Here is a 20,924-nt window from a genome sequence, read left to right on the forward strand (position 1 = left end):
TGATGAACTTCACCAAAATCCTGATTGCCAACCGCGGCGAGATCGCCTGCCGGATCATCCGCACGGCCCAGGCGCTGGGCTACCGCACGGTGGCCGTTTACAGCGAAGCAGATGCCCAAGCGCTGCATGTTGCCTTGGCCGACGAGGCAGTGTACATCGGCCCGGCGCCGGTACGGGAGAGCTACCTCAACGTTGCGGCGCTGCTGGCGGCGGCGCGCAGCACCGGTGCCGACGCGGTACACCCCGGCTACGGCTTCCTGTCCGAGAACGACGGCTTTGCGCAAGCTTGCCTGGACGCCGGGCTGGTGTTCATCGGCCCGGACCCGCAGGCCATCCTGAAAATGGGCAACAAGGCCGGCGCCAAACGCCTGATGCTGGCGGCGGGCGTGCCCTGCGTGCCGGGCTATCAGGGCACCGACCAGTCCGATGCCACGCTGCTCACGAAGGCTGCCGAGATCGGTTTCCCGATCATGGTCAAGGCGGCGGCGGGCGGTGGCGGGCGAGGCATGCGACTGGTCGAACACCCGCAAGACCTCGCGGTCGCCCTGGCCAGCGCCCGCTCGGAAGCAGGCAACGCCTTCGGCAGCGAAGAGCTCATCCTGGAGCGCGCGGTGATTGAGCCGCGCCATGTCGAAATCCAGGTCTTCGGCGACCAGCACGGCCACATCATCCACCTGGGCGAACGCGACTGCTCGATCCAGCGCCGGCACCAGAAGGTGTTCGAGGAAGCGCCCTCCCCGGCGGTCACGCCCCAGCTGCGCGAGCAAATGGGCGCGGCGGCGGTGGCGGCTGCGCGCACCGTGAACTACGTCGGCGCCGGCACGGTGGAGTTTCTGCTCGACAGCGAAGGGCGCTTCTACTTTCTGGAGATGAACACGCGGCTGCAGGTCGAACACCCGGTGACCGAGTGCATCACCGGGCTGGACCTGGTGGCCTGGCAGATCGCCGTGGCCCGTGGCGAGCACTTGCCGCTGACGCAGGAGCAAGTGCACTTGAACGGGCACGCCATCGAAGTGCGCCTGTACGCCGAAGATCCGTACAACGGCTTCCTGCCGCAAAGTGGCGATGTTGCGCTCTGGTGCCCGCCCACGGGCGAAGGCGTGCGCGTTGACCACGGCTTGGCATCAGGCCAGACCGTCAGCCCGCACTACGACCCCATGATCGCCAAAATCATTGTGCACGGCGCGACCCGCGACGAAGCCCGACGGCGCCTGATCGGTGCGCTGCAACGCACCCGCCTGCTCGGCCTGCCCCACAACCGTGCCTTCCTCGAAGCCGTGGCCAGCCACCCGGCCTTCGCCGCTGGCGAAACGACCACTGCCTTTATCGCCCAGCACTTCGGCGCTGCGGCGCTGGTGCGGCCCCAGCCCGACTCGCTGGCGCTGGCGCTGGCCGGCACGCTGTGGTTTGAAGCCAGCGCCACGCCGGTCGCAGCCGCGCCCTGGCGCTCCAGCGGACCGGCACGCTGGCCGATGCTGATCGGCGAGGGCGAACACCGCCATGCCGTGCACATCACGGTCACTGGCACCCACAGCTACACGCTCGAAGTGGGCGCGGCGCTGCACCACATCACCCTCAGCGGGCGCGAAGGCGAGTGCCTGCACCTGATCGCCGATGGCGTGCAGCAGCATGCGGCTGCGGTGTTTGCCGGCGGCGTGTTGCACTTGGAGCTGGGCGACCTGAGTGCCAGCTTTGAAGACCTGACCTATGACCCCCCGGCCGCGGCGGCAGGCAGTACGGAGTCACGCGTGCTCGCACCCATGAATGGACGGGTGCTGGCCGTTGACGTCCAACATGGCGACACGGTCACCAAGGGGCAACGCCTGGCGGTGCTCGAAGCCATGAAGATGGAGCATCAACTGCTGGCCCGTCGCGATGGCGTGGTGGACCAGGTAGCTGTGCGCGCTGGCGACCAGGTTGCCACGCGCGCATTGTTGGTGTCACTGGTCGAGCAGCCTGATTGAGGCGCGCACCGCTCGGCACGCGCGACACACGCCACATCCACGGAGAGTAAAACGCATGCCTGCCGAAACCCTGCCTGCCAAGAGTCCCTTCTATACGCCCGAGCATCTGGCGTTCCGCGACGCGATGCGCCGCTTCGTCGCCAGAGAAATCAGTCCGCACGTGGATGCCTGGGACGAAGCCGAGTCCTTTCCTGTCGCGTTGTACCGCAAGGCGGCCGAAATCGGCCTGCTGGGCCTGGGTTTTCCTGAAGCCTTCGGCGGCAACGACGGCGACCTGTTCATGACCATCATCGCCGCGCATGAACTGGCGCGTTGCGGTGCTGGTGGTGTCCTGGCGAGTCTGCTGTCGCACACCATCGGCTGCCCGCCCATCGTCAACGTGGGCAGCGAGGCGCTGAAGCAGCGCGTCTTGCCGCCGGTGCTGCGGGGCGAGAAGATCAGCGCACTCGGCATCACCGAACCCTCCGGCGGCTCGGACGTGGCCAACCTCAAGACCACGGCGCGCAGGGATGGTGATCACTATGTCGTCAACGGCTCGAAAACGTTCATCACCTCCGGCATGCGCGCCGACTTCTACACCGTGGCGGTGCGCACTGGCGGGCCGGGGCCAGGCGGCGTGTCGCTGCTGCTGATCGAGAAAGGCACGCCCGGCTTTACGCAAACGCCTTTGAGAAAAATGGGCTGGTGGTGCTCCGACACCGCCGCCCTGTATTTCGACCATTGCCGCGTGCCAGTGGAGAACCTGGTGGGGGTGGAAAACCAGGGCTTCAAGGCCATCATGAAGAATTTCAACCGCGAGCGCATCTTTCTCGCCGCCGGCGCCAACGGCTTTGCCCGCGTCTGCCTGGACGAGGCGCTGGCCTGGTCGCGTGAGCGCGAGATGTTCGGCGGCCGCCTGATCGACCAGCAGGTCACCCGCCACAAACTCGCCGACATGGCCATGCGCGTCGAGGCGACCCAGGCCATGCTGGAATTGCTCGCCTGGCGCGTCGAACAGGGCGATACGCCGGTGGGCGAAATCTGCCTGCTGAAGAACCAGGCCACCCAGACCATGGCCTATTGCGCCAGCGAGGCGGTGCAACTGCACGGCGGCGCCGGTTTCATGCGCGGCGTCAAGGTGGAGCGCATTTACCGCGAAGTCAAGGTCAACGCCATCGGTGGCGGCGCCGAAGAGGTGATGCGCGACCTGGCGGCGCGCCAGCTCGGGTTTTACGCCGGAAGCCCTGGATGAAGTCCGCCGCCTCACCCACACAGCACATGCCGCCTTCGGCGCTGCCCGAGGCCATGCGCCTGGCCTTGTCGGGCGCGCCAGCGCCTGACTGCGCGCACGGCTTCCCCCGTGCCTGGTGGCGTCATCTCGGCGCCAGCGGCCTGCTCGGTGTGGGCTTCGACAGCGACGGCGGGGCGCCCGTCACGGACGCCGTGCAGGTCAGCGCTGTGGCCGGCATCGTCGCCCGGGAATCCGCCAGCCTGGGTCTGGGCATGGCGTGGATGATGCAGCAGATGCTGGGACGCTTCGTGCTGGCGCCGAATCTGCGCAGCGACCGGCATCGTGCGCTGCTGCGATCCATGGCGCTTGGCGACACATTACTGGCACTCGCGATCTCCGAGCCCGGCACCGGCGCACACCCCAAACACCTGAGCTGCCGGGCGATTCAGGACGGCAGCGACTGGCTCCTTGACGGCCACAAGGCCTTTGTCAGCAACGGCCCGGCAGCCGATGCCGTCATCGTGCTGGCCGTGAGCGGCGAACACGAGGGGCGCAGGCGCTTCGATGCTTTCGTCGTTGAGGTCAACACACCGGGCCTGACCCGCCAACTGGACGACAAAGTGCGCGGACTGGCGCCGCTCGGCCATTGCGGCATGCAACTTGTCGGCTGCCGGGTGCCGGAAAGCCAGCGCCTTGGCGAGCCTGGACAGGCTTTCGACACCATCGCTCGGCCGCTGCGCGCGATCGAAGACGCCCTGCTGCTGGGCCCCATGCTCGGCGCCATGCAAGCCGAGCTGGATACATTGGCGCGCTGGTTCCAAAGCTCCGCCCGGACCCCTGCATTGACCCGGGACCTGGGTGGCTTGCAACTCGAACTCGATGCCCTCTCGCCCGTTGCACGTCATGCCGCCCAGCACCTGGACCAGCACGGACCCAACGAGGCGTTGGCGGCATTCAATCTGGGCGCGCGCCGCCTGCTTGATCGCTGGCAAGGCACCTGTGAATCCTTTGCCGCGGCCCTGGACGACCGTGAACCGACCCTGCTCAACCTGGCGCGCGATCTGCGCCTGGTGCAGGGCATAGCCCGCGGCATCGCCGAATCCCGACAACTTCAAACCGGCGAAAAAATGCTGCTCTCCAAGGAACCCCGTGAAAACACTACACCAACCCCACTTTGACTCCATCGATGGCCTGGCGCAGCGGCTGGCTGCGGTCGACTACATTGCCAGCCGCGAAATCGCCACCTCGGTCTATCTGGGCTTCAATCTGGAAAAGCCGATCCTTGTCGAAGGCCCGGCTGGCGTCGGCAAGACCGAACTGGCCAAGGGCATGGCCGAGATTCTCGACGTGCCCCTGATCCGCATGCAGTGTTACGAAGGCCTGGACGAATCCAAGGCCTTGTACGAGTGGAAATACGGCAAGCAATTGCTCTATACGCAACTCCTCAAGGACAAACTGGGGGAGATGATGCAAGGCGCGGTGGGACTCGCGGCCTCCATCGAGCGGCTGCATGCGCACGACGATCTGTTCTTTTCCGAGCACTTTCTTGAGCCGCGCCCGCTCTATCAGGCCTTGCACCAGGAGCGCGGCTGCGTGCTGTTGGTGGACGAGGTTGACAAGTCCGACCCCGAGTTCGAGGCTTTCCTGCTCGAAGTGCTGTCCGACTTTCAGGTCTCGGTGCCCGAACTCGGCACCATCAAGGCCAAGGTAAAGCCCATCGTTTTTCTCACCAGCAACAACACGCGCGAGATGAGCGACGCGCTCAAGCGCCGCTGCCTGCACTTGCACATTCCATTCCCCGAGGCGAAGCTGGAGCGGCGCATTCTGGAGCGCCGCGTGCCAGGCCTGTCGGAAACACTGAACCGCGAACTGGTCGCTTTCATTCAGGCGGTGCGGCAGATGGACCTGAAAAAGCAGCCCTCGGTCAGCGAGACCATCGACTGGGCCAAAACGCTGCTGCTGCTGCACGCCGAACACTTGAGCCTGGACATGGTGAAGGGCACGCTCAGTGTCTTCCTCAAGTTCGAGCAGGACATCGCCTCGGCCAGCGAGCAACTGCCGGCCCTGCTGCAACAAGCGCGCAAGGATGCGGAGATTCCCCGTGCAAGCCACGCTTGAGGATTTCTTCAAGGCGCTGCGCGGCAGCGACCTCGAGATCAGCCTCAACGCCCAGGTCGATGCGGCGCGCGCCGTGGCGCTGGTCGGCTGGAGCGACCGCACCCTCCTGAAAAGCGCACTGGGCACGACACTGGCGAAAACCACCCCGGATCGCGCCCTGTACGACGAGGCCTTTGACCGCTTCTTCCGTTTCAATTCCTTCGAAAACATGGCCGCGCAAGGCAGTCCGGCCAAGCCCTCCTTCAGGCCCGACACCGACCCCAACGCCAACCCCGCTTCAGACGCCATGGCCGCGCAAGACCTGCCGGACCCAGCCCAAAACAAACAGACCGCAACCGGTTCCGGTGGGCCGGGCGGCTGTCAGGGCAGCGGTGGCCAGGCCTTGTCGCAGTTGTTGCTGTCGGGTGAGTCTGCGGCACTGGCAAAGCGCATGCAGGAAGCCGCGCGCGAGGTGGGCCTGACCGACATCTGGTTTTTCACCCAAAAGGGCTACTACACCCAAAAGATCCAGCAGGCCATGGGGCTGGAGCTGCTGGACCGCGAAATCTCTGACGCCAAACGCCAGACGCTGGCGCCCGAGCGTGCCAAAGACCTCGAACGGATGCGCAAGAAATTGTTCGAGGAGGTGCGCAATTTTGTCGAACGCAAACTCGCGCTCTACGGCACGGCACCGACGCGCCAGTTGCACGACGACTTCCTGCAATCGCAAAAGCTCTCCAACATCGAAAAGCGTGATTTCGCGCGCATGCACGTCATCGTTAGCAAAATCGCCCAGCGACTGGCCGATCGCCACTCGCGGCGCAAGAAGAAGCGGGTGCGCGGCCAGCTCGACTTTCGCAAGACCCTGCGCAAAAACGCTGCCTACGATGGCGTAATGTTCGAGACCTTCTGGCGCTCCAAAGTGGTGGACCGGCCACGCGTGGTGGCGATCTGCGACGTCAGCGGCTCGGTGCGCCAGTACGCGCGTTTTTTGTTGCTGTTCCTGCACAGTCTGGGTGAGCAGGTGAGCGACCTGCGCAGCTTCGCTTTCACCAACCACCTGGTCGAGGTGAGCGACACCTTTGAGTCGCTGCCGGTCGAACAGGCGGTCGACAAAGTGATGCAGGCGGTGGGCGGCAGTGGCACCGACTATGGGCAGACGCTGCTCGACATCGAGGCGCAGTTGCTCGAGGACATCGATCGCCGCACCACCGTGCTGATTCTCGGCGACGCGCGCAACAACCGCGGTCAAGCCCAGGCTCAAGTCATGCAACTGCTCTACCAGCGCGCGCGCCGGGTCATCTGGCTCAACCCCGAGCCGGTGTCGTTCTGGGGCCTGGGCGATTCGGAGATGAAGCGCTACGCCCCTTATTGCCACATCGCGCGCGAATGCAATTCCCTCGCACACCTGGAAAGCACGCTCGACGCCTTGCTGCGCACCCACTCTGCCAGCGCCTGAAGCCCAAACCCACATCCTCGCTCAACAGACACTGCCCATGGTCCGCCCCACATTGCAGCTCCACCCCCACAGAGAGCCGGTCACCGCGCACCCGGCCGCCACCCTGCTGCTGCTGCGTGATGGTGCGCTTGGCGTCGAAGTGTTGATGACCCGGCGCTCGCCAAAAGCCAGCTTCTTGCCTGGAGCCTATGTTTTCCCCGGCGGGCGAGTGGACGCTGACGACCACCAGGCGCATACACTGGCACGCGCCCCCAACGCGGGCGGACGCTACCGCACGGCAGCACTGGCTGCACTGAGGGAAACCTTCGAGGAATTGGGCATCCTGCTGGCGGTGCAGGCCGATGACAAGCCCATCACCCGCACCCACCTTCAAGCGCTGGACCGCAGTGAAGCGCTGTACCCGCAACTGCAAAGCCAGGGCTGGTCACTAACGCTCGATCGGGCGCGCATGCTGGCCTGCTGGACCACCGATCGCAGCGTGCCCAAGCGTTTCAACACCGCCTTCTTCGTTGCGCTGATGCCCGACCAGCAGGAGCCGGTGGCCGACGAAATGGAACAGTTCGAGCCCGTCTGGGTCAGGCCCGAGGATGCGCTGACGAAACACCAAGCCGGCAACTTTTTCATGATCTTTCCAACCATCCGCACCCTGCACTGGTTGGCGGATTTCGAGCAAGCCGAGCAGGCCCTGGCGGCCTGTACCGAAGACGTGCCACTGTGGAACTCCTGCCCTCGGGGTGGTCTGGTCAGCGGTCAACTTCAGCGTTTCATGGAGCATGAAGCGCCGTACGGCGAACTCGCGCTGGTCTGCCCGGACGGCCAGCTCGAGCACCCGCTGGACTGGCAACACGAGCGGCCGGTGCCCTTGTTGCGGCACCTGCATCGTCTCACCGCCCCCAACGCCAGCATCATGACCGGCCCCGGCACCAACAGCTACATCCTTGGAGACGCGTCCAGCGGCTACATCGTCATTGATCCGGGCCCCTTGCTGAACGACCATATCGAGCGCCTGCTCGCTTTCACGGCAGGCCAGATCACGGCCATCGTCTGCACCCACTCGCACCCGGACCACTCCCCCGCCGCGCAGCCGCTGGCCCAGGCCTGCGCCCGCCTGGCAGGCCATACTCCGCCGGTGCTGGGCCTGGCTTGCGCCGCCACTGCCCGCTCCACGGCTGTCTTCGCCCCCGACCGAGCTCTGGCCGACGGCGAGCGCCTGATGCTGCACGATGGCGAGCACAAAAGCACCCTGCGCGTGGTCCATACACCAGGGTACGCAGCCAACCACCTCTGCCTCATCCTCGAAGAAGACGGTCTGCTGTTTTCGGGCGACCACATCCTCAGCGGAAGTACCACCATCATTGACCCGCCCGATGGCGACATGAGCGCCTATCTCGATTCGCTGGACCGCCTGGCGCAGATCTGCGAGAAGGACGGTATCGAGTTCATCCTGCCGGCGCACGGTCACGTCATTGGCTGGGCGGCGCAGTCCATTGCGCAGCTAAAGGCGCACCGCCTGCGGCGCGAGGCCAGGGTGCTAGCGGCCATGCGCGCCGTCCCGCAAGGCGGCTTGGACGACTGGCTAACTCTGGCCTATGACGACACCCCCGCAGCGCTCTGGCCACTGGCGCGCCGTTCGTTGGCGGCCCATGTGCAACGCATCGAGCAACTCGCGATGCTTTGAACCCCATACGCTTTTTAGACAACCCACAGGAGCTCAATATGAATACCAACGCCCCCAACCTTGACCGCATCGCAGCTTGCAAGCAAGGCTGGAACGATAGCCCTTTTCTGAAGGCGCAAGGGCTTGAAGTTGAAGAAACAGCTGTAGGCCGAGCTGTTGTACGACTTCCTAAGGCCCTTCCCACCCAACGCGGCGGCGGCGGTTCGGACACCGTGCTCAATGGCGGCGTCATCTCCTATATGTTCGACGGTGCGCTTGGCTGGGCCATCATCTCCTCGCTGCTGGCCATGCCCGAGGCGTCCGACATTGATCCCTTCGAGCTTCGCCAGTTCACGATCAACCTCGACATCACCTTCCTCAATGCCGCCGTGGGCGATAGCTTCGAAGCACGCGGCAAGGTGGTGCGCATCAGCCGCACGACGGCATTTGCCGAAGGGGAGTTCCTGGATGCCAATGGCACAGTTTGCGCCACCGCCAAGGGTATCTGGCGCGTGTTCTGGCCGCGCAGTATTGCATCCACCCCGCGCTGACCCCGCTCCCCCGAATAACCCGGAGACATCCATGAAAAAAATAACCCTTCGTATTGGCAGCGCCTCGGGCTTCTGGGGCGACTCCGAGTTCGCCGCCGCCCAACTGGTGCAGCGCGGCAACATCGACGTCCTGGTGTTCGACTACTTGGCCGAAATCACCATGTCGCTGCTCAGCCGCGCCAAGGCCAAAGACCCGGCACAGGGCTATGCACCGGATTTCGTGACCACCCTCCAGCCCCTGATGAAGGAACTGAAGTCGCGCGGCATCAAGGTCATTGCCAACGCGGGCGGTGTCAACCCGTCTGCCTGTCGCGCTGCGCTGGTGGCTGCAGCACAGGCCGAAGGTGTCGATCTGAACATCGCCGCCGTGCTGGGCGACGACCTGATGCCCCAGGTTGAGGCCCTGCGCTCGGCCAACATCCAAGAGATGTTCGCGGGCAGCCCCTTTCCACAAAAAGTCATGAGCGCCAACGCCTATCTGGGCGCCTTCCCGATCGCCGCGGCGCTCGATGCCGGCGCCGACGTCGTGGTCACTGGCCGCTGCGTCGACAGCGCGGTCACACTGGCGCCGCTTATCCATGCCTTTGGCTGGACCGCCGCCGACCACGATCTGCTCGCGCAGGGCAGCCTGGCTGGTCACCTGATCGAGTGCGGCACGCAGGCCACCGGCGGCAACTACACTGACTGGGATTCGGTGCCGGGCTGGGACGACATGGGCTTTCCCATCGCCGAGTGCCGCGCCGACGGCAGCTTCGTCATCACCAAGCCCGAAGGCACTGGCGGGCTGGTCTGCCACTCCACGGTGGGCGAGCAGATGCTCTATGAAATCGGCGACCCGCGCGCCTACATCCTGCCCGATGTGGTGTGCGACTTCACCAGCGTCACGCTGACGCAGATCGGCCCCGACCGCGTCGAGGTCAAGGGCGCGCGCGGCCTCCCGCCGACCGATCAGGCCAAAGTCAGCGTCACCTACGCCGACGGCTTTCGGGCCATGAGCTTGTTCATGATCGGCGGCATCAATGCCGGCGCCAAGGGGCAGCGCGTCGGCGCCGCAATGCTGGCGCGCATGCGGCGACACTATGCACAGCGCGGTTGGCCCGACTTCACCGAAACTTGTGTCGAGGCCATCGGCGCTGAAGACACCTACGGCCCCCACGCTCGGCCCGATGCGCGCGAAGTGATGCTCAAGGTCGGCGTGCGCCACCCGGTCAAGGACGCACTCGAACTGTTTTCGCGCGAAGTGGCGCCGATGGCCCTGATGTCGGCCCCGGCCATCACGGGCTTCACCGGTGGTCGACCCAAGGTGCAACCGGTGGTTCGGCTGTTTTCCTGCCTGATCCCCAAGACCCAGCTGGCCGCGAGCATCGACATGGGCGACAAGACCGTGGCGGCACCGCCATGGCACGGCCAGGCGTTTGATCCGGCGACCCTGCCCCAGGTCGGCGGCCCGCTGCCTGCCGCCGACGCCTATGCGCGCGGCACGCGCATAGTGCCGCTGGTGAAGCTGGCCTGGGGCCGCAGCGGCGACAAGGGCGACGCCGCCAACATCGGCGTCCTGGCGCGTCAACCCGGCTACCTGCCTTTCATCCGCGCCGCCCTGACCGAGCAGGCCGTGGCGGCCTGGTTCGCCCACCTCGTCAAGGGCAGCGTGCAGCGCTTTGACCTGCCCGGCACGCACGCGCTGAACTTTCTGATGCACGAAGCCCTGGGCGGCGGCGGCATCGCTTCGGTTCGCATGGACTCGCAGGGCAAAGCCTTTGCGCAGATGCTGCTCGATTTTCCAGTCCCGATCCCAGCCGACTTGGCACTTTGACAACTTTCGCCCCTGCCCCCAATCCAAGACAGAGAAATACACCATGAACACCTCGGCCACTACCGCGATAGCCAACACGGCTTCCACCGCCTTGAGCGCGCGTATCCGCGACGTGCAGGAAGCCACCCGCGGCGTCACCACCCTGTACCCGCGCAGCTACATCCTCCAGTGCATCAAGGAAGATCGCTTCCCCGACGAGCTGTGGCAAAAGCTCGGCGAGTTCGGCCTGCTCGGCCTGTCCGTCCCGGAAGAGTATGGCGGCTCCGGAGGCGGCGTACTGGAGATCACCGCGCTCAATGAAGCGCTGGCTTTGGCCGGCGTGCCCACGCTGTTCCTGGTCGTCACAGGGCTGGGCCGGGTACCGATCATGCGCCACGGCACACCCGAGCAGATCAGGAAATACGTCACGCCGACTTGCACCGGCGAGAAGAAGTTGTGTTTTGCCATCACCGAGCCCAATGCCGGCACCAACAGCTTTGCCATGACCACACTGGCCACACCGGACGGCGATGGCTGGGTGCTCAATGGCCAAAAGGTCTTCATTTCTGGCGCGCGCGATGCCGACTACATGCTGGTGATCGCACGCACCACCAAGGCAGGCGAGGTGAAGCATCGCACCGACGGCATCTCGCTGTTCGTGCTTGACATGAAAACGCCCGGAATCCAGCTGACGCAACTCAACATCCAGGTCGAAACCGCCGAGCGCCAGTACATGGTGTTCTTTGACAACGTCAAGCTGCCCGCCGACGCACTGATCGGCGAAGCCGGCAAGGGCGCCAAGCTGATGTTCGAAGGCCTGAACTCGGAGCGCCTGCTGGCCGCTGGAGCCGCAATCGGCTTGGGCGACTATGCGCTGGCCAAGGCGGTAGCCTATTCGAAGGAGCGTAAGCCCTTCGGCAAGCCAATTGGCTCCTACCAGGCACTGCAGCACCGTATGGCGCAGGCCAAGGCGCAGATCGAGGCAGCGCGGCTGATGACCTACAACGCCGCCGAGCGCTTCGACGCCGGCGAGGATGCTGGTGCCCACGCCAACATGGCCAAGCTGCTGGGCTCGCAAGCGGCGGTGGCCGCCGTAGAGGCCGCGCTGCAAACCCACGGCGGCTACGGATTCGACCGCGACTACGACATCATCACGTTGTGGCCCATGGTGCGCCTGCTGGAAATCGCGCCCATCAACAACGAGATGCTGCTCAACTACATCGGCGAACATGTATTGGGCTTGCCTAAGTCATACTGAGCCGATGGCCGTCATCCCCGGTACCGACCACCCAGACCGAGACCGATGTTCGCAATACGGTCGAGGCCTCCGTCCGCCGTTTTCGGGGTCGTCTGAGCTTTCGACCCGACATCATTGGCAGGCCTCGCTACTCGTTTTCGGATGATGTGTGCCGTGCGCTCCCTCCCCACTTTCGAAGCAGCCAAGCGGCCGCGAGGCCGCCCACGCAAGACGCCGCAGGAGCGAAATGAAGGCAATCGCCGCCAAGATGTCGTCAAGGCCGCGGCCAAACTGTTTCGACGCTACGGCTTCAACGGCACGAGCACGCGCGACATCGCCTGCGCCGTCGGCATGCATTCCGGATCACTGTTTTGTCACTTCAAAAGCAAGGATGCGCTATTGCATGAAGTGATTCAGGAAGGCATGCGCAGCGCGATGGCGCGCCAGATGATCGTGCTACTTGCCGAGCATGACGCTGTGACCACGCTGCGGCAATTGATCCGATCGCATTTCGAAACGATTCTGGGACCAAACAGCGACTTCATGCATGTGGTGCTCTACGAGTCGCGCTACCTCAATGCTATGCAGCACAAAGTCATCGCGAAGCTGCAAGGTGAATACGAAGCGACATGGACGTCCGTGCTCCAAGAGCTCTCGTTGACTGGCTGCTTGCAAGTCGAGGTTCCGGTTGCGCGCCATTTGATCTTTGGTGTGCTGAACGGGTCAGCGCAGTGGTTCAAGTCTGAAATGGGAATCTCGATTGATGACCTGACCGACGCAGTGGTGGCCCTGTGCATACACGTCCCCCCGGCAAAGCCGGACTTGATGTTGAACGCGCCTTTGGGCGTCAGGCGGTGTATCCGGACGACGCCAACACCGTGGCCGATCTGCCCAGCCAGGCCGAACTCGTGAAGTACAAGAGCCAGGGCATCAACATCATGGCGCCGCCGATCTTCGCCCTGCTGAGCACCGACACTTCAGAGTGGATCGCGCCCTCGCAGTACGCGCGAAACGCCCGCTCGGCCGGTCTGGACATCATTGCCTGGACCCTGGAGCGCTCGGGTCTGCTGGCCGATGGCGACAACGGCCTGTATTACCAGACGTTCGATTCGGCCATCAAGACCTAAGGCGACATGATGCGTGTGCTCGACGTGCTCGTCCGCGAGGCGGGTGTGATTGGCGTTTTCTCGGACTGGCCAGCCACGACTACGTCCTACGCGAACTACTCCAATCAGCGGTAGTCTTCATTGGCGCCCGGCGTTCTTCTCCATGGCGGAGATACGGCATGACTGTCGGCCGCAACCACCACAACAAGGTGGAGACAAGAAGATCGCGCCATGACACTACCTGAAAGCGAGTCACAGTCGTAGAGCCGAACAGCGCAGAAGGTGTTCCACTTGACGTCGCTGGGTCGCGCTGATCCTGCCGATCATGTGAATGTCGCGAACGGTTCAGCTCAGCTGAAGCAGCGAATTTCGCTTGGTCCTGGGGCCTGTTTGTAAAGCCGCACATAAGAATTGACAACCTACTGATAGGTAGTACAATGACGCGTTACAAAAATCGTCAATAGAACACTCAATGAAAATCTACGACATCAAAGGCTTTCCAAACCCACTGCGAGTCCGCATCGCTCTGGCAGAAAAGGATGCAACGGACAAGGTTGAATTCGTCCCAGTGGATGTGATGAGCGGCGAGCACCGCTGCGATGCTTTCAAAGCGAAAAATCCGGATGCTACCGTGCCCCTGCTGGAGCTTGACGACGGCACCTGTATCGCCCAGTGCAACGCCATCACTGAATATATCGATGGCGTTTTCGATGGTCCTTCCCTAACCGGCGCAACCCCAAAGGAGCGTGCCCGCATCACGATGATGAATCTGCGGGCAGAAAACGGTTTGATGAACGCGGTCGGCGCCTATTTCCATCACGCTACTCTCGGCCTTGGTCCGGATCTGGAGACCTGGCAATGCGCCGAATGGGGCAACAAGCAGAGGGAAGTTGCTAGCGCTACCATGGCCTATCTGGATAGCGTTCTGTCGGAAAATGAGTTTCTCGCAGGCGACAACTTCTCTATCGCTGACATCACTGCCTTTGCGGGTCTGGCGTTTGCGGATTTCGCCAAGGTTGAAATCCCCGAGTCCCTGGACAATCTCCATGCTTGGCGTGCAAAGGTTGCAGCCCGTCCTTCGATTGCCGGTTAATGCGCGATCTCCGGGTTGTAGGGGTCAAAGGAGTGGGTTTCATGGAGATCAACGCAGATTTTTCCAAGCGTGTTGTGGTGCATTCGCGCGAGTTGGAATGGCGACCCTCGCCCATGAAGGGGGTAGAGCGGCGCATGCTGGACCGAATTGGGGGCGAAGTTGCCCGCGCCACGACCATCGTGCGGTATGCGCCGGACAGCAAGTTCTCGGCACATACCCATACGGGGGGCGAGGAGTTCATCGTGCTCGATGGAGTGTTTCAAGACGAGCACGGTGATTTTCCTGTCGGCACCTATGTGCGCAACCCCCCAACGACGTCCCATACGCCAGGCTCTGACGAGGGATGCACGATCTTTGTGAAATTATGGCAATTCGACATGGCGGATCGCACACAGTTTCGCAAGGACATGGAAGCCGAACTGGGCACCCCGGTGGATGGCATTGCCAGCGCAATGCTATATGAGGACCATCGTGAGACCGTCACTTACAGCAGGCTTGAGGCGGGCGCAACTCTGAAGTCTGAGGTGTCCGGCGGGATAGAGCTGCTGGTGATAAACGGCGCTCTCACCGTGGAAGGCGAGATACTGGGAAAGCACACTTGGCTGCGCCTGCCCGAAGGCCAAAGCTTGTCCGCGATGGCGACGGGCGATGGCGCGAAAATCTGGATGAAGACAGGACACCTGCCATTTGCCAAAGCACCCGCTGCTTAGCCATGGCTACGGCAGATTCCCCGGCAGAGCTTACAGCACCACCGCTACCGACCCGCGGGTGTCTATCGTGACGACTGTGTGGCCAACAAAGACGAATCGGTTGTCCTTCGCTGGCGAGGTGTCTTGAGCGATGCTGACCGATACCCTGATCATCGGTGGTGGCCTGTCCGGGCTGGCCTTGGCTGCAAAGCTTGCTGCACAAGGCCGCGATTTCCTTTTGGTCGAGGCGCGTGACCGCTTGGGCGGTCGCATCCTGACCGTGCGCGAGGGTGCCGCTCATTTTGATCTGGGTCCCACGTGGTTTTGGCCAGGACAACCCAGGATCGCAGCGCTCACCGAACGCTTAGGGCTGTCCCGGTTCGATCAGTTCTGTCAGGGCGATGTGATCTTCGAGAATGAGCAGGGCCGTGTTCATCGTGGACGAGGGTATGCCTCAATGCAGGGGGCCTGGCGGCTGGAGGGGGGGTTGGGCGCCTTGATCGCGGCCCTTGAGAATGAGGTTCCGGCGCAACGACGCCGTGTTTCGACAACGATCCGTATGCTAACCCGGGCAGCACCGGGGATCATCGCAACGTCTGAGGATGGCGTGAGCATCCAGGCACGGCGGGTGGTTCTGGCCCTGCCCCCGCGCATGGCCGTAAGAATGTCCTTTACGCCGACGCTGCCAATCGCTGCGTTGACAGAGCTGGAGGGAATCGCAACCTGGATGGCAGGCCATGCCAAGGCCGTGGCTGTCTATGATCGGCCTTTTTGGCTTGAGGCTGGCCTTTCCGGTGATGCCATGAGTCGTCATGGTCCGGTGGTCGAAATCCATGATGCCAGCCCGGCCTCAGGCGGGCCTTATGCCCTTTTCGGGTTCATCGGCGTGCCGCCCAGGGCGCGATCCGACCAACAGGCCCTGCGCCGACAGATACAGGCCCAGTTGATCCGTCTGTTCGGACCAGAAGCCGCCACACCAAATATTCTGTGTCTCAAGGACTGGGCTTATGACCGCTTGACAGCGACCGAACTGGACGCACAGGCGCCACATGTCAACTCGCGATACGGTTTGCCCCGCGTTCTCAATGGACTTTGGGATGGCGATTTGATCCTTGCCGGGACCGAGGTGGCGCCTAAATTCGGAGGATACCTTGAGGGGGCGCTGGAAGCATCGGAGCTGGCGCTGGCAAACCTAGGACACATAGAAAGTTGAAATGACAACGAACAGAGACACCAGAGTCGCCCTGATGGATTTTGCTGAACACGCAGCCCGGTCACGGGGTTTCGACGGCTTCAGCTATGGCGATATGGCAGAGGCGATCGGCATTCGAAAAGCGTCGATCCACCACCATTTTCCGACCAAGGCCAATCTTTCCGAAGCATTGATCGAGCGATATCAGACCAACCTGCAGCATCGCCTGGCCGAGATCGAAGCAACCCACGCCACCGCCGGTGCACGCCTCAAGGCCCTGATTGCCCTGTACCGAGCAGCCCTGGATGATGGCCGCACCGTTTGTCTGTGCGTTGCCTTTTCAACCAGCCGGGAAAGCTTGTCTGAAGTGGTCATCGCCAAAGTCAGCGCCGTCCGCGCAATGATCCTGCAATGGATCACTGCGACGTTCGAACTCGGCCAAAGGGACGGGTCCATATCGGCAATCCTTGATCCGGCATACGAGGCGCCCGCGACCCTGGCCATGCTGGAAGGTGCCCATCTCGCAGCGCGTACTGAAGAGGACCTTGTTGCGTTTGACGTCGCAACCCGACTGCTGAACGCCCGTTGTCAGTAGCTTTGGTCCAGTTCGTGCGCTTTTATTGGGCTACTCGCCCTCTTCCTTTAATTCTGACTTCCCCCCCATATCCGGTCACTTCTAAACTGGAGTTGGGCAGCTTTTGACGTCTCCCCCATATCCGGTCACTTCTAAACGGGAGTTGGGCGGCTTTTGACGTCTCCCCCATATCCGGTCACTTCTAAACGGGAGTTGGGCGGCTTTGCAGCTGTTGCTCTGACCTCTTTCTGACGAACTCCCTCGGGGTCAGGTGACCGAGAGAGCCATGCGGACGGTGATGGTTGTAGTCATGCTGCCAAGCCTTCAACTTCTCCCGTGCGTCCTGCATCGTAATGAGTCGGACCTGATTTATTCAGATTGACGCAAAGGCCAAGCGATGGGCTGAGCTGCTGAGTGCGTGAACAAGCGGCATGCGCGGCATCGGAGACCAGTTCGGCGATAGGCCCGCGATCTGGCACACGCGCAAATAAACCATCTGCAGGAAGGCCACCCCCTTCCTTGCGATCATGCGCAGCAGCCAACGGATGTTGTAGCCCGCCGCGCACAGCACCGCGTGCAGCCGGTCGCCCTGTTCGCCCTTGAGGTGACAGCGCTCCATGCGGTGGTCGCTCTTGAGGTGGCCAATGATGGGCTAGATGGCCTGGCGCCGTTTGAGCAGCTTTCTCTCCTGCTCGCTGATCCGCTTGGCCTTGCCCCGGTGCACGATGTGCACCGACGGGTTGTCAGCGTCCACGCCCCGGTAGCCCAGATCCACGAAGGCCGTCGCCGGTTTGGCTACGCTGTCTTGCATCAGGATCGTGGCCTGCTCCAGCTGCTCGGCCAAGGTGTGGCCGTCGTACGGGTTGCCGTGGAATGCACGCGCGCCCACGATCAGGTTGCCCCGCAGCGTGCTGGCAATGCCCACCTTCACCCCGAACTCGTAGGGCGTTCTCGCCTTGCCCTTGCTGATGCAGTCGACCTCGGGCGCGTGCCAAGCGTAGAGCTTGGGCTGTCCATCCGCCGCTTTGCGTTGGCCGCTCTGGGACACGATGCGCCGGGCCTTGTTCAACGTCTCAGCGAGCGCCTCCCGCACAGCTTGCCCGATGGCACTGGCCTTGCGGTCAATCTCGCGTTGCAGGCGTCCGACGATGGTGCGCTGGCGCTTGATGGCCCGGCGCATGCGCTTGAACTGGCGGGCATGTGCGTAGCGCCCAGCCTTGCGGCCCAGCTCCTTGCCCTCCTTGGCAAAGGTCTGCTTCAGATCGACCCCGGCGTCCTTGGCCGCCTCCACCAGTTTGGCGCGCGCGGTCTCCAGCAAGCGGCTGTCGGTGGGGTAAGCAATGGCCTTGTGCTGTACCGTGCTGTCCACGATCACGCGGGCGAACTCCTGCGGTTTGATCAGCTTGAGAGCAACAGCCACGTTGATGGTCTGCGCCAGCAGTTCTTCGACACCTTCCTCACCCAGGAGCTGGCGGAACTTGATCAGGGTGGTGGCGTCGCAGGGACGGCGATGTTCAAAGTACGCCTGGCCCGAGAAGAACTGCCACGTTGGCGTCTCGCCCCAGCGCTCAACGACGCCCTCGTCGGACTCGTTGAAGGCGTGTTTGAGGTACAGCAGCGCGATCATGATGCGCAGCGGCACACGGGGGCGTCCTGCGTTGCTGGGGACAGCGGCACGCTGCACCTGTTCACCGAAGAGATCCAGATCGGGCATGGCCACACCAGCGCGGCCCCTGCGAGAGAAGACCTGGGCTACCCGCGCTTCGATCTCCTGCCAGGGCATGCGCGAGGCCAGCACAGCCAGCGGATGGCGCAGGTCGATCATGTGATCGATGCGCGAACGGAAGAAATCATCGGTGGCGGCACAGGCAAACAGCACGGCAGAACTCCCAGAAATTTGCCCCTATTGGAATTCAAACTGGGAGTCTCGGCCATCGGCAATCACCCGAAAGTCCAGTGTTTATGCGGCCTCCGGGGATTCTTCAGGGACGACTACTTCATGGGCACGCCTTGCTCGCCCAGCATCGCGGCGCGGTAGATTCGGCCCGATTGGACTGGTGCGCCGTCGACCAACAGGTCTTCGATGCGTTGGCCTTTCGGGTTCTCCATCTTGAAATACAGGTTCAAGCCGCGACAGCGTTTGACGAAGCCTCCCATCTGGCAGTACGGATCGGGCGAGTAAGTGCGCTCCAGATTGGCTTCAAGCATCGCGCGCAACTCGTCGCCGCTGAGCTCGACAGTGGATATGGGCGGATGGGTTGGGACGATGTTCCACAGGTGCTCCATCGTGACTTCGCCGGGCAATATTGGCGCACCGTAGCGCCAGCCGTTGGAAAACGCCAGGCGCGTGCCTGCCGCAGCGGCAATCGCGTCGAGCAGCACGTTGTCCATCGACGCTTCGAGTGAGGTGGCACGGTCCAGTGGGCTCTGTACTTTTCCGACCACCTGATCGAGGAAGGCGCGATGCGGTGCGATGGTTTCCTTGACACGCTGGGACATCTCGGCGTCGGGTTCGACATGCTCATCGACGCAGATCAGCTCATGCCGTGCGTCGACCACCTTGCCGCAGTCCACCGTGAGGTCGAGCCGGCCGACGAACGAGCCATGACAACCCGACTGGATGATCGGCGTGCTGCCTACCCAGACGGGCCGATACAAGCGGTTGTGGGTGTGGCCGCTGATCAGCGCATCGATGCCCGACACCTCGGCTGCAAGCTTGGCGTCCTGTGCGAAGCCGAGGTGCGACAACACCACCACCAAGTCGACCTTCTCGCCGCTGCGCAGCCGTTCGATGTGCGCTGGTAGCTCGGTATTGCCCAGTGTGAAGTACACCCCCTCGGAATAGCTCGGCGGCATGCTCTTGTCGACGATGTTCGAAGCGATGCCAATGATGCCGATGCGCAGACCTCCGCGCTCAATCACGCAACTCGGATCGAACATGAGTCGGTTCGAAGCCTTGTCGTAGATGTTGATCGCCAGTGCCGGGTAAATCAGTCCCGCGGCTAGCTTGCGTACCTGCGTTGGCCCGTAGGCGAACTCCCAGTGCAGCGTCATCGCATCGAATTCGAGCGCATTCATCAGCGGCAGCATTGACTCGCCTTGGGATTGTCCGGCAACGAAGGTGCCATGGAAGGTGTCGCCGTTGTCCAGCGCCAGCACTTCTCCGGGGTGCTCGGCGCGTACCCGGTTGAAAATGCTGGAGATTCGCGCCAGACCGCCGCAGGTCCTGTAGTTGAACTTGCCTCGACCGCGAAAGGCTTCCGGATGCGGTTCGAGGTAGCCGTGCAGATCGTTGATCTGCAGGATCGTGAGTTTGCGTTCAGCCATGTCTGTCTTTCGAGCGGTGAGGTGGCAATCACGAATCGGTCCACTTGACCTGCGTCGCGCTGCCTAGGGCAGCGGACTGCGCATCAGGCCGAGTTGCAACATTGCTTGTCGGGTCACGGTTCGGTCCTTTGCCCGGAGTTGCTCAGCGTTCTCCACCTGACCAGGAAGTAACCCGCAGTCAGCGAGATCACCAGCGCACTGATGCCGATGAGGACGAGCCCGTCGGTGTGTTCGAAGTCAAGCTGAATGATGTGGCGGCTGACGGCGATAACCGCCACGATGAGAATCAATTCGAGCCGGACCTTGTGCTCAGTGAAGAAGATCTTCAGCGATTCGAGTATCTCCAGGCCAAGCAGGATCAGCAGCACGCCTGCAAAGCGTCTCTGGACGGCCAGTTGAAGGTCTGGCACCGAGTCCACGTTGCGAAGCCAATCGGCGGCACTGGTGAAGAACAGCCAGAACAACTCCAGCACCGCTACCGTGATCACGATCATCAGCAGGAGTTGCATCGCCCCAATCACCACGGCGGTGAAGTGCGAGCCGATACGATCGATGCGTGTTGTGATGATCATGTTGGGGATCAATTCAATACGGCCTGTTTCGCGGTAGCGCGCTGTGCCGTAGTGAACTCGCTAATTGAGATTCGCTGATTCGCGTCAGCATCGAACTGCATGAACATCGATCGATGCGTAGCGAGGAACTCAGCTTTCGAGACAGTGCCGTCCGTGTTGATGTCGAAACTGCCGATCGGCAGCTGGCCACGAAATTCGACACCCGTGATGCGGCGGTCGTTGTTCTTGTCCATGGCGTCGAATTCGCGCGCTCGCGAGGGCGCTGCCTCTTCCCAGGTGACCGCACCGTCACGGTTCGTGTCCATGCGCGCGAATCGCCGCTCGACATCCGCCTGGCCCGACACGCTCAATGGCGCAGCGGATCGGGCACCGCCGACGGAGGCAACTGGGCGCGCATCCCAACC

General features: G+C 62.9%; 19 protein-coding genes and 1 pseudogene. 15 read left to right on the plus strand and 5 right to left on the minus strand.

What is annotated here, in order from left to right:
- Nucleotides 1–2 precede the first annotated feature (2 nt).
- From BSY239_RS13980 to BSY239_RS14050, 15 genes are all read left to right on the plus strand, one after another.
- Nucleotides 3–1,964: an acetyl-CoA carboxylase biotin carboxylase subunit gene (locus BSY239_RS13980; protein WP_069047332.1), complete on the plus strand. Its 1,962-nt coding sequence runs from the start codon at nt 3–5 to the stop codon at nt 1,962–1,964.
- A gap of 55 nt (nt 1,965–2,019) precedes the next feature.
- The gene (locus BSY239_RS13985; protein WP_069047333.1) at nt 2,020–3,195 is read left to right on the plus strand and encodes an acyl-CoA dehydrogenase family protein; all 1,176 of its coding nucleotides are present in this window, start codon (nt 2,020–2,022) and stop codon (nt 3,193–3,195) included.
- Between the two features lie 53 nt (nt 3,196–3,248).
- Nucleotides 3,249–4,352, plus strand: coding sequence for an acyl-CoA dehydrogenase family protein (locus BSY239_RS13990; RefSeq protein ID WP_172823115.1), 1,104 nt, complete (start codon nt 3,249–3,251; stop codon nt 4,350–4,352).
- Nucleotides 4,324–5,292 (plus strand): AAA family ATPase, encoded by a 969-nt coding sequence (locus BSY239_RS13995; RefSeq protein WP_069047335.1) that lies wholly within the window; start codon nt 4,324–4,326, stop codon nt 5,290–5,292. The genes BSY239_RS13990 and BSY239_RS13995 overlap by 29 nt, the downstream gene beginning before the upstream one ends.
- Nucleotides 5,276–6,730 (plus strand): vWA domain-containing protein, encoded by a 1,455-nt coding sequence (locus BSY239_RS14000; RefSeq protein ID WP_083239974.1) that lies wholly within the window; start codon nt 5,276–5,278, stop codon nt 6,728–6,730. Before BSY239_RS13995 ends, BSY239_RS14000 begins: the two co-directional genes overlap by 17 nt.
- A gap of 37 nt (nt 6,731–6,767) precedes the next feature.
- Complete coding sequence (locus BSY239_RS14005; protein ID WP_056278472.1) at nt 6,768–8,408, plus strand: MBL fold metallo-hydrolase; 1,641 nt, start codon at nt 6,768–6,770, stop codon at nt 8,406–8,408.
- Nucleotides 8,409–8,446: 38 nt separating this feature from the next.
- Complete coding sequence (locus tag BSY239_RS22115; protein ID WP_082586013.1) at nt 8,447–8,938, plus strand: PaaI family thioesterase; 492 nt, start codon at nt 8,447–8,449, stop codon at nt 8,936–8,938.
- A 31-nt stretch (nt 8,939–8,969) separates the two neighbouring features.
- Nucleotides 8,970–10,751, plus strand: coding sequence for an acyclic terpene utilization AtuA family protein (locus BSY239_RS14015; RefSeq protein WP_056278478.1), 1,782 nt, complete (start codon nt 8,970–8,972; stop codon nt 10,749–10,751).
- 43 nt (nt 10,752–10,794) lie between these two features.
- Complete coding sequence (locus tag BSY239_RS14020) at nt 10,795–11,988, plus strand: acyl-CoA dehydrogenase family protein (protein WP_056278480.1); 1,194 nt, start codon at nt 10,795–10,797, stop codon at nt 11,986–11,988.
- A 144-nt stretch (nt 11,989–12,132) separates the two neighbouring features.
- Nucleotides 12,133–12,879 (plus strand): TetR/AcrR family transcriptional regulator, encoded by a 747-nt coding sequence (locus BSY239_RS14025; RefSeq protein WP_235501463.1) that lies wholly within the window; start codon nt 12,133–12,135, stop codon nt 12,877–12,879.
- Complete coding sequence (locus tag BSY239_RS22715; RefSeq protein ID WP_200959414.1) at nt 12,846–13,094, plus strand: hypothetical protein; 249 nt, start codon at nt 12,846–12,848, stop codon at nt 13,092–13,094. The genes BSY239_RS14025 and BSY239_RS22715 overlap by 34 nt, the downstream gene beginning before the upstream one ends.
- Before the next feature lie 451 nt (nt 13,095–13,545).
- A complete protein-coding gene (locus tag BSY239_RS14035; RefSeq protein ID WP_069047337.1) occupies nt 13,546–14,166 on the plus strand; it encodes a glutathione S-transferase family protein in 621 nt (206 codons plus the stop codon).
- 41 nt (nt 14,167–14,207) lie between these two features.
- The gene (locus tag BSY239_RS14040) at nt 14,208–14,876 is read left to right on the plus strand and encodes a cupin domain-containing protein (protein ID WP_069048993.1); all 669 of its coding nucleotides are present in this window, start codon (nt 14,208–14,210) and stop codon (nt 14,874–14,876) included.
- Between the two features lie 130 nt (nt 14,877–15,006).
- Nucleotides 15,007–16,068 (plus strand): flavin monoamine oxidase family protein, encoded by a 1,062-nt coding sequence (locus BSY239_RS14045; protein WP_069047338.1) that lies wholly within the window; start codon nt 15,007–15,009, stop codon nt 16,066–16,068.
- A gap of 34 nt (nt 16,069–16,102) precedes the next feature.
- Complete coding sequence (locus BSY239_RS14050) at nt 16,103–16,642, plus strand: TetR/AcrR family transcriptional regulator (protein ID WP_200959415.1); 540 nt, start codon at nt 16,103–16,105, stop codon at nt 16,640–16,642.
- Nucleotides 16,643–16,823: 181 nt separating this feature from the next.
- Here the strand turns inward: BSY239_RS14050 and BSY239_RS23065 are convergent, their stop codons facing one another.
- From BSY239_RS23065 to BSY239_RS22475, 5 genes and pseudogenes are all read right to left on the minus strand, one after another.
- Nucleotides 16,824–16,970: an integrase core domain-containing protein gene (locus BSY239_RS23065; protein ID WP_083239975.1), complete on the minus strand. Its 147-nt coding sequence runs from the start codon at nt 16,968–16,970 to the stop codon at nt 16,824–16,826.
- A 24-nt stretch (nt 16,971–16,994) separates the two neighbouring features.
- Nucleotides 16,995–18,497 (minus strand): annotated as a pseudogene (locus BSY239_RS14055) (IS5 family transposase).
- A 116-nt stretch (nt 18,498–18,613) separates the two neighbouring features.
- The gene (locus BSY239_RS14060; RefSeq protein WP_069047339.1) at nt 18,614–19,948 is read right to left on the minus strand and encodes a bifunctional metallophosphatase/5'-nucleotidase; all 1,335 of its coding nucleotides are present in this window, start codon (nt 19,946–19,948) and stop codon (nt 18,614–18,616) included.
- Nucleotides 19,949–20,061: 113 nt separating this feature from the next.
- Nucleotides 20,062–20,520, minus strand: coding sequence for a phosphate-starvation-inducible PsiE family protein (locus BSY239_RS14065; RefSeq protein ID WP_069047340.1), 459 nt, complete (start codon nt 20,518–20,520; stop codon nt 20,062–20,064).
- An 8-nt stretch (nt 20,521–20,528) separates the two neighbouring features.
- The gene (locus BSY239_RS22475; RefSeq protein ID WP_257784879.1) at nt 20,529–20,864 is read right to left on the minus strand and encodes a hypothetical protein; all 336 of its coding nucleotides are present in this window, start codon (nt 20,862–20,864) and stop codon (nt 20,529–20,531) included.
- Nucleotides 20,865–20,924 lie beyond the last annotated feature (60 nt).

The sequence above is a fragment of the Hydrogenophaga sp. RAC07 genome, from assembly GCF_001713375.1.
Lineage (GTDB): Bacteria > Pseudomonadota > Gammaproteobacteria > Burkholderiales > Burkholderiaceae_C > Hydrogenophaga.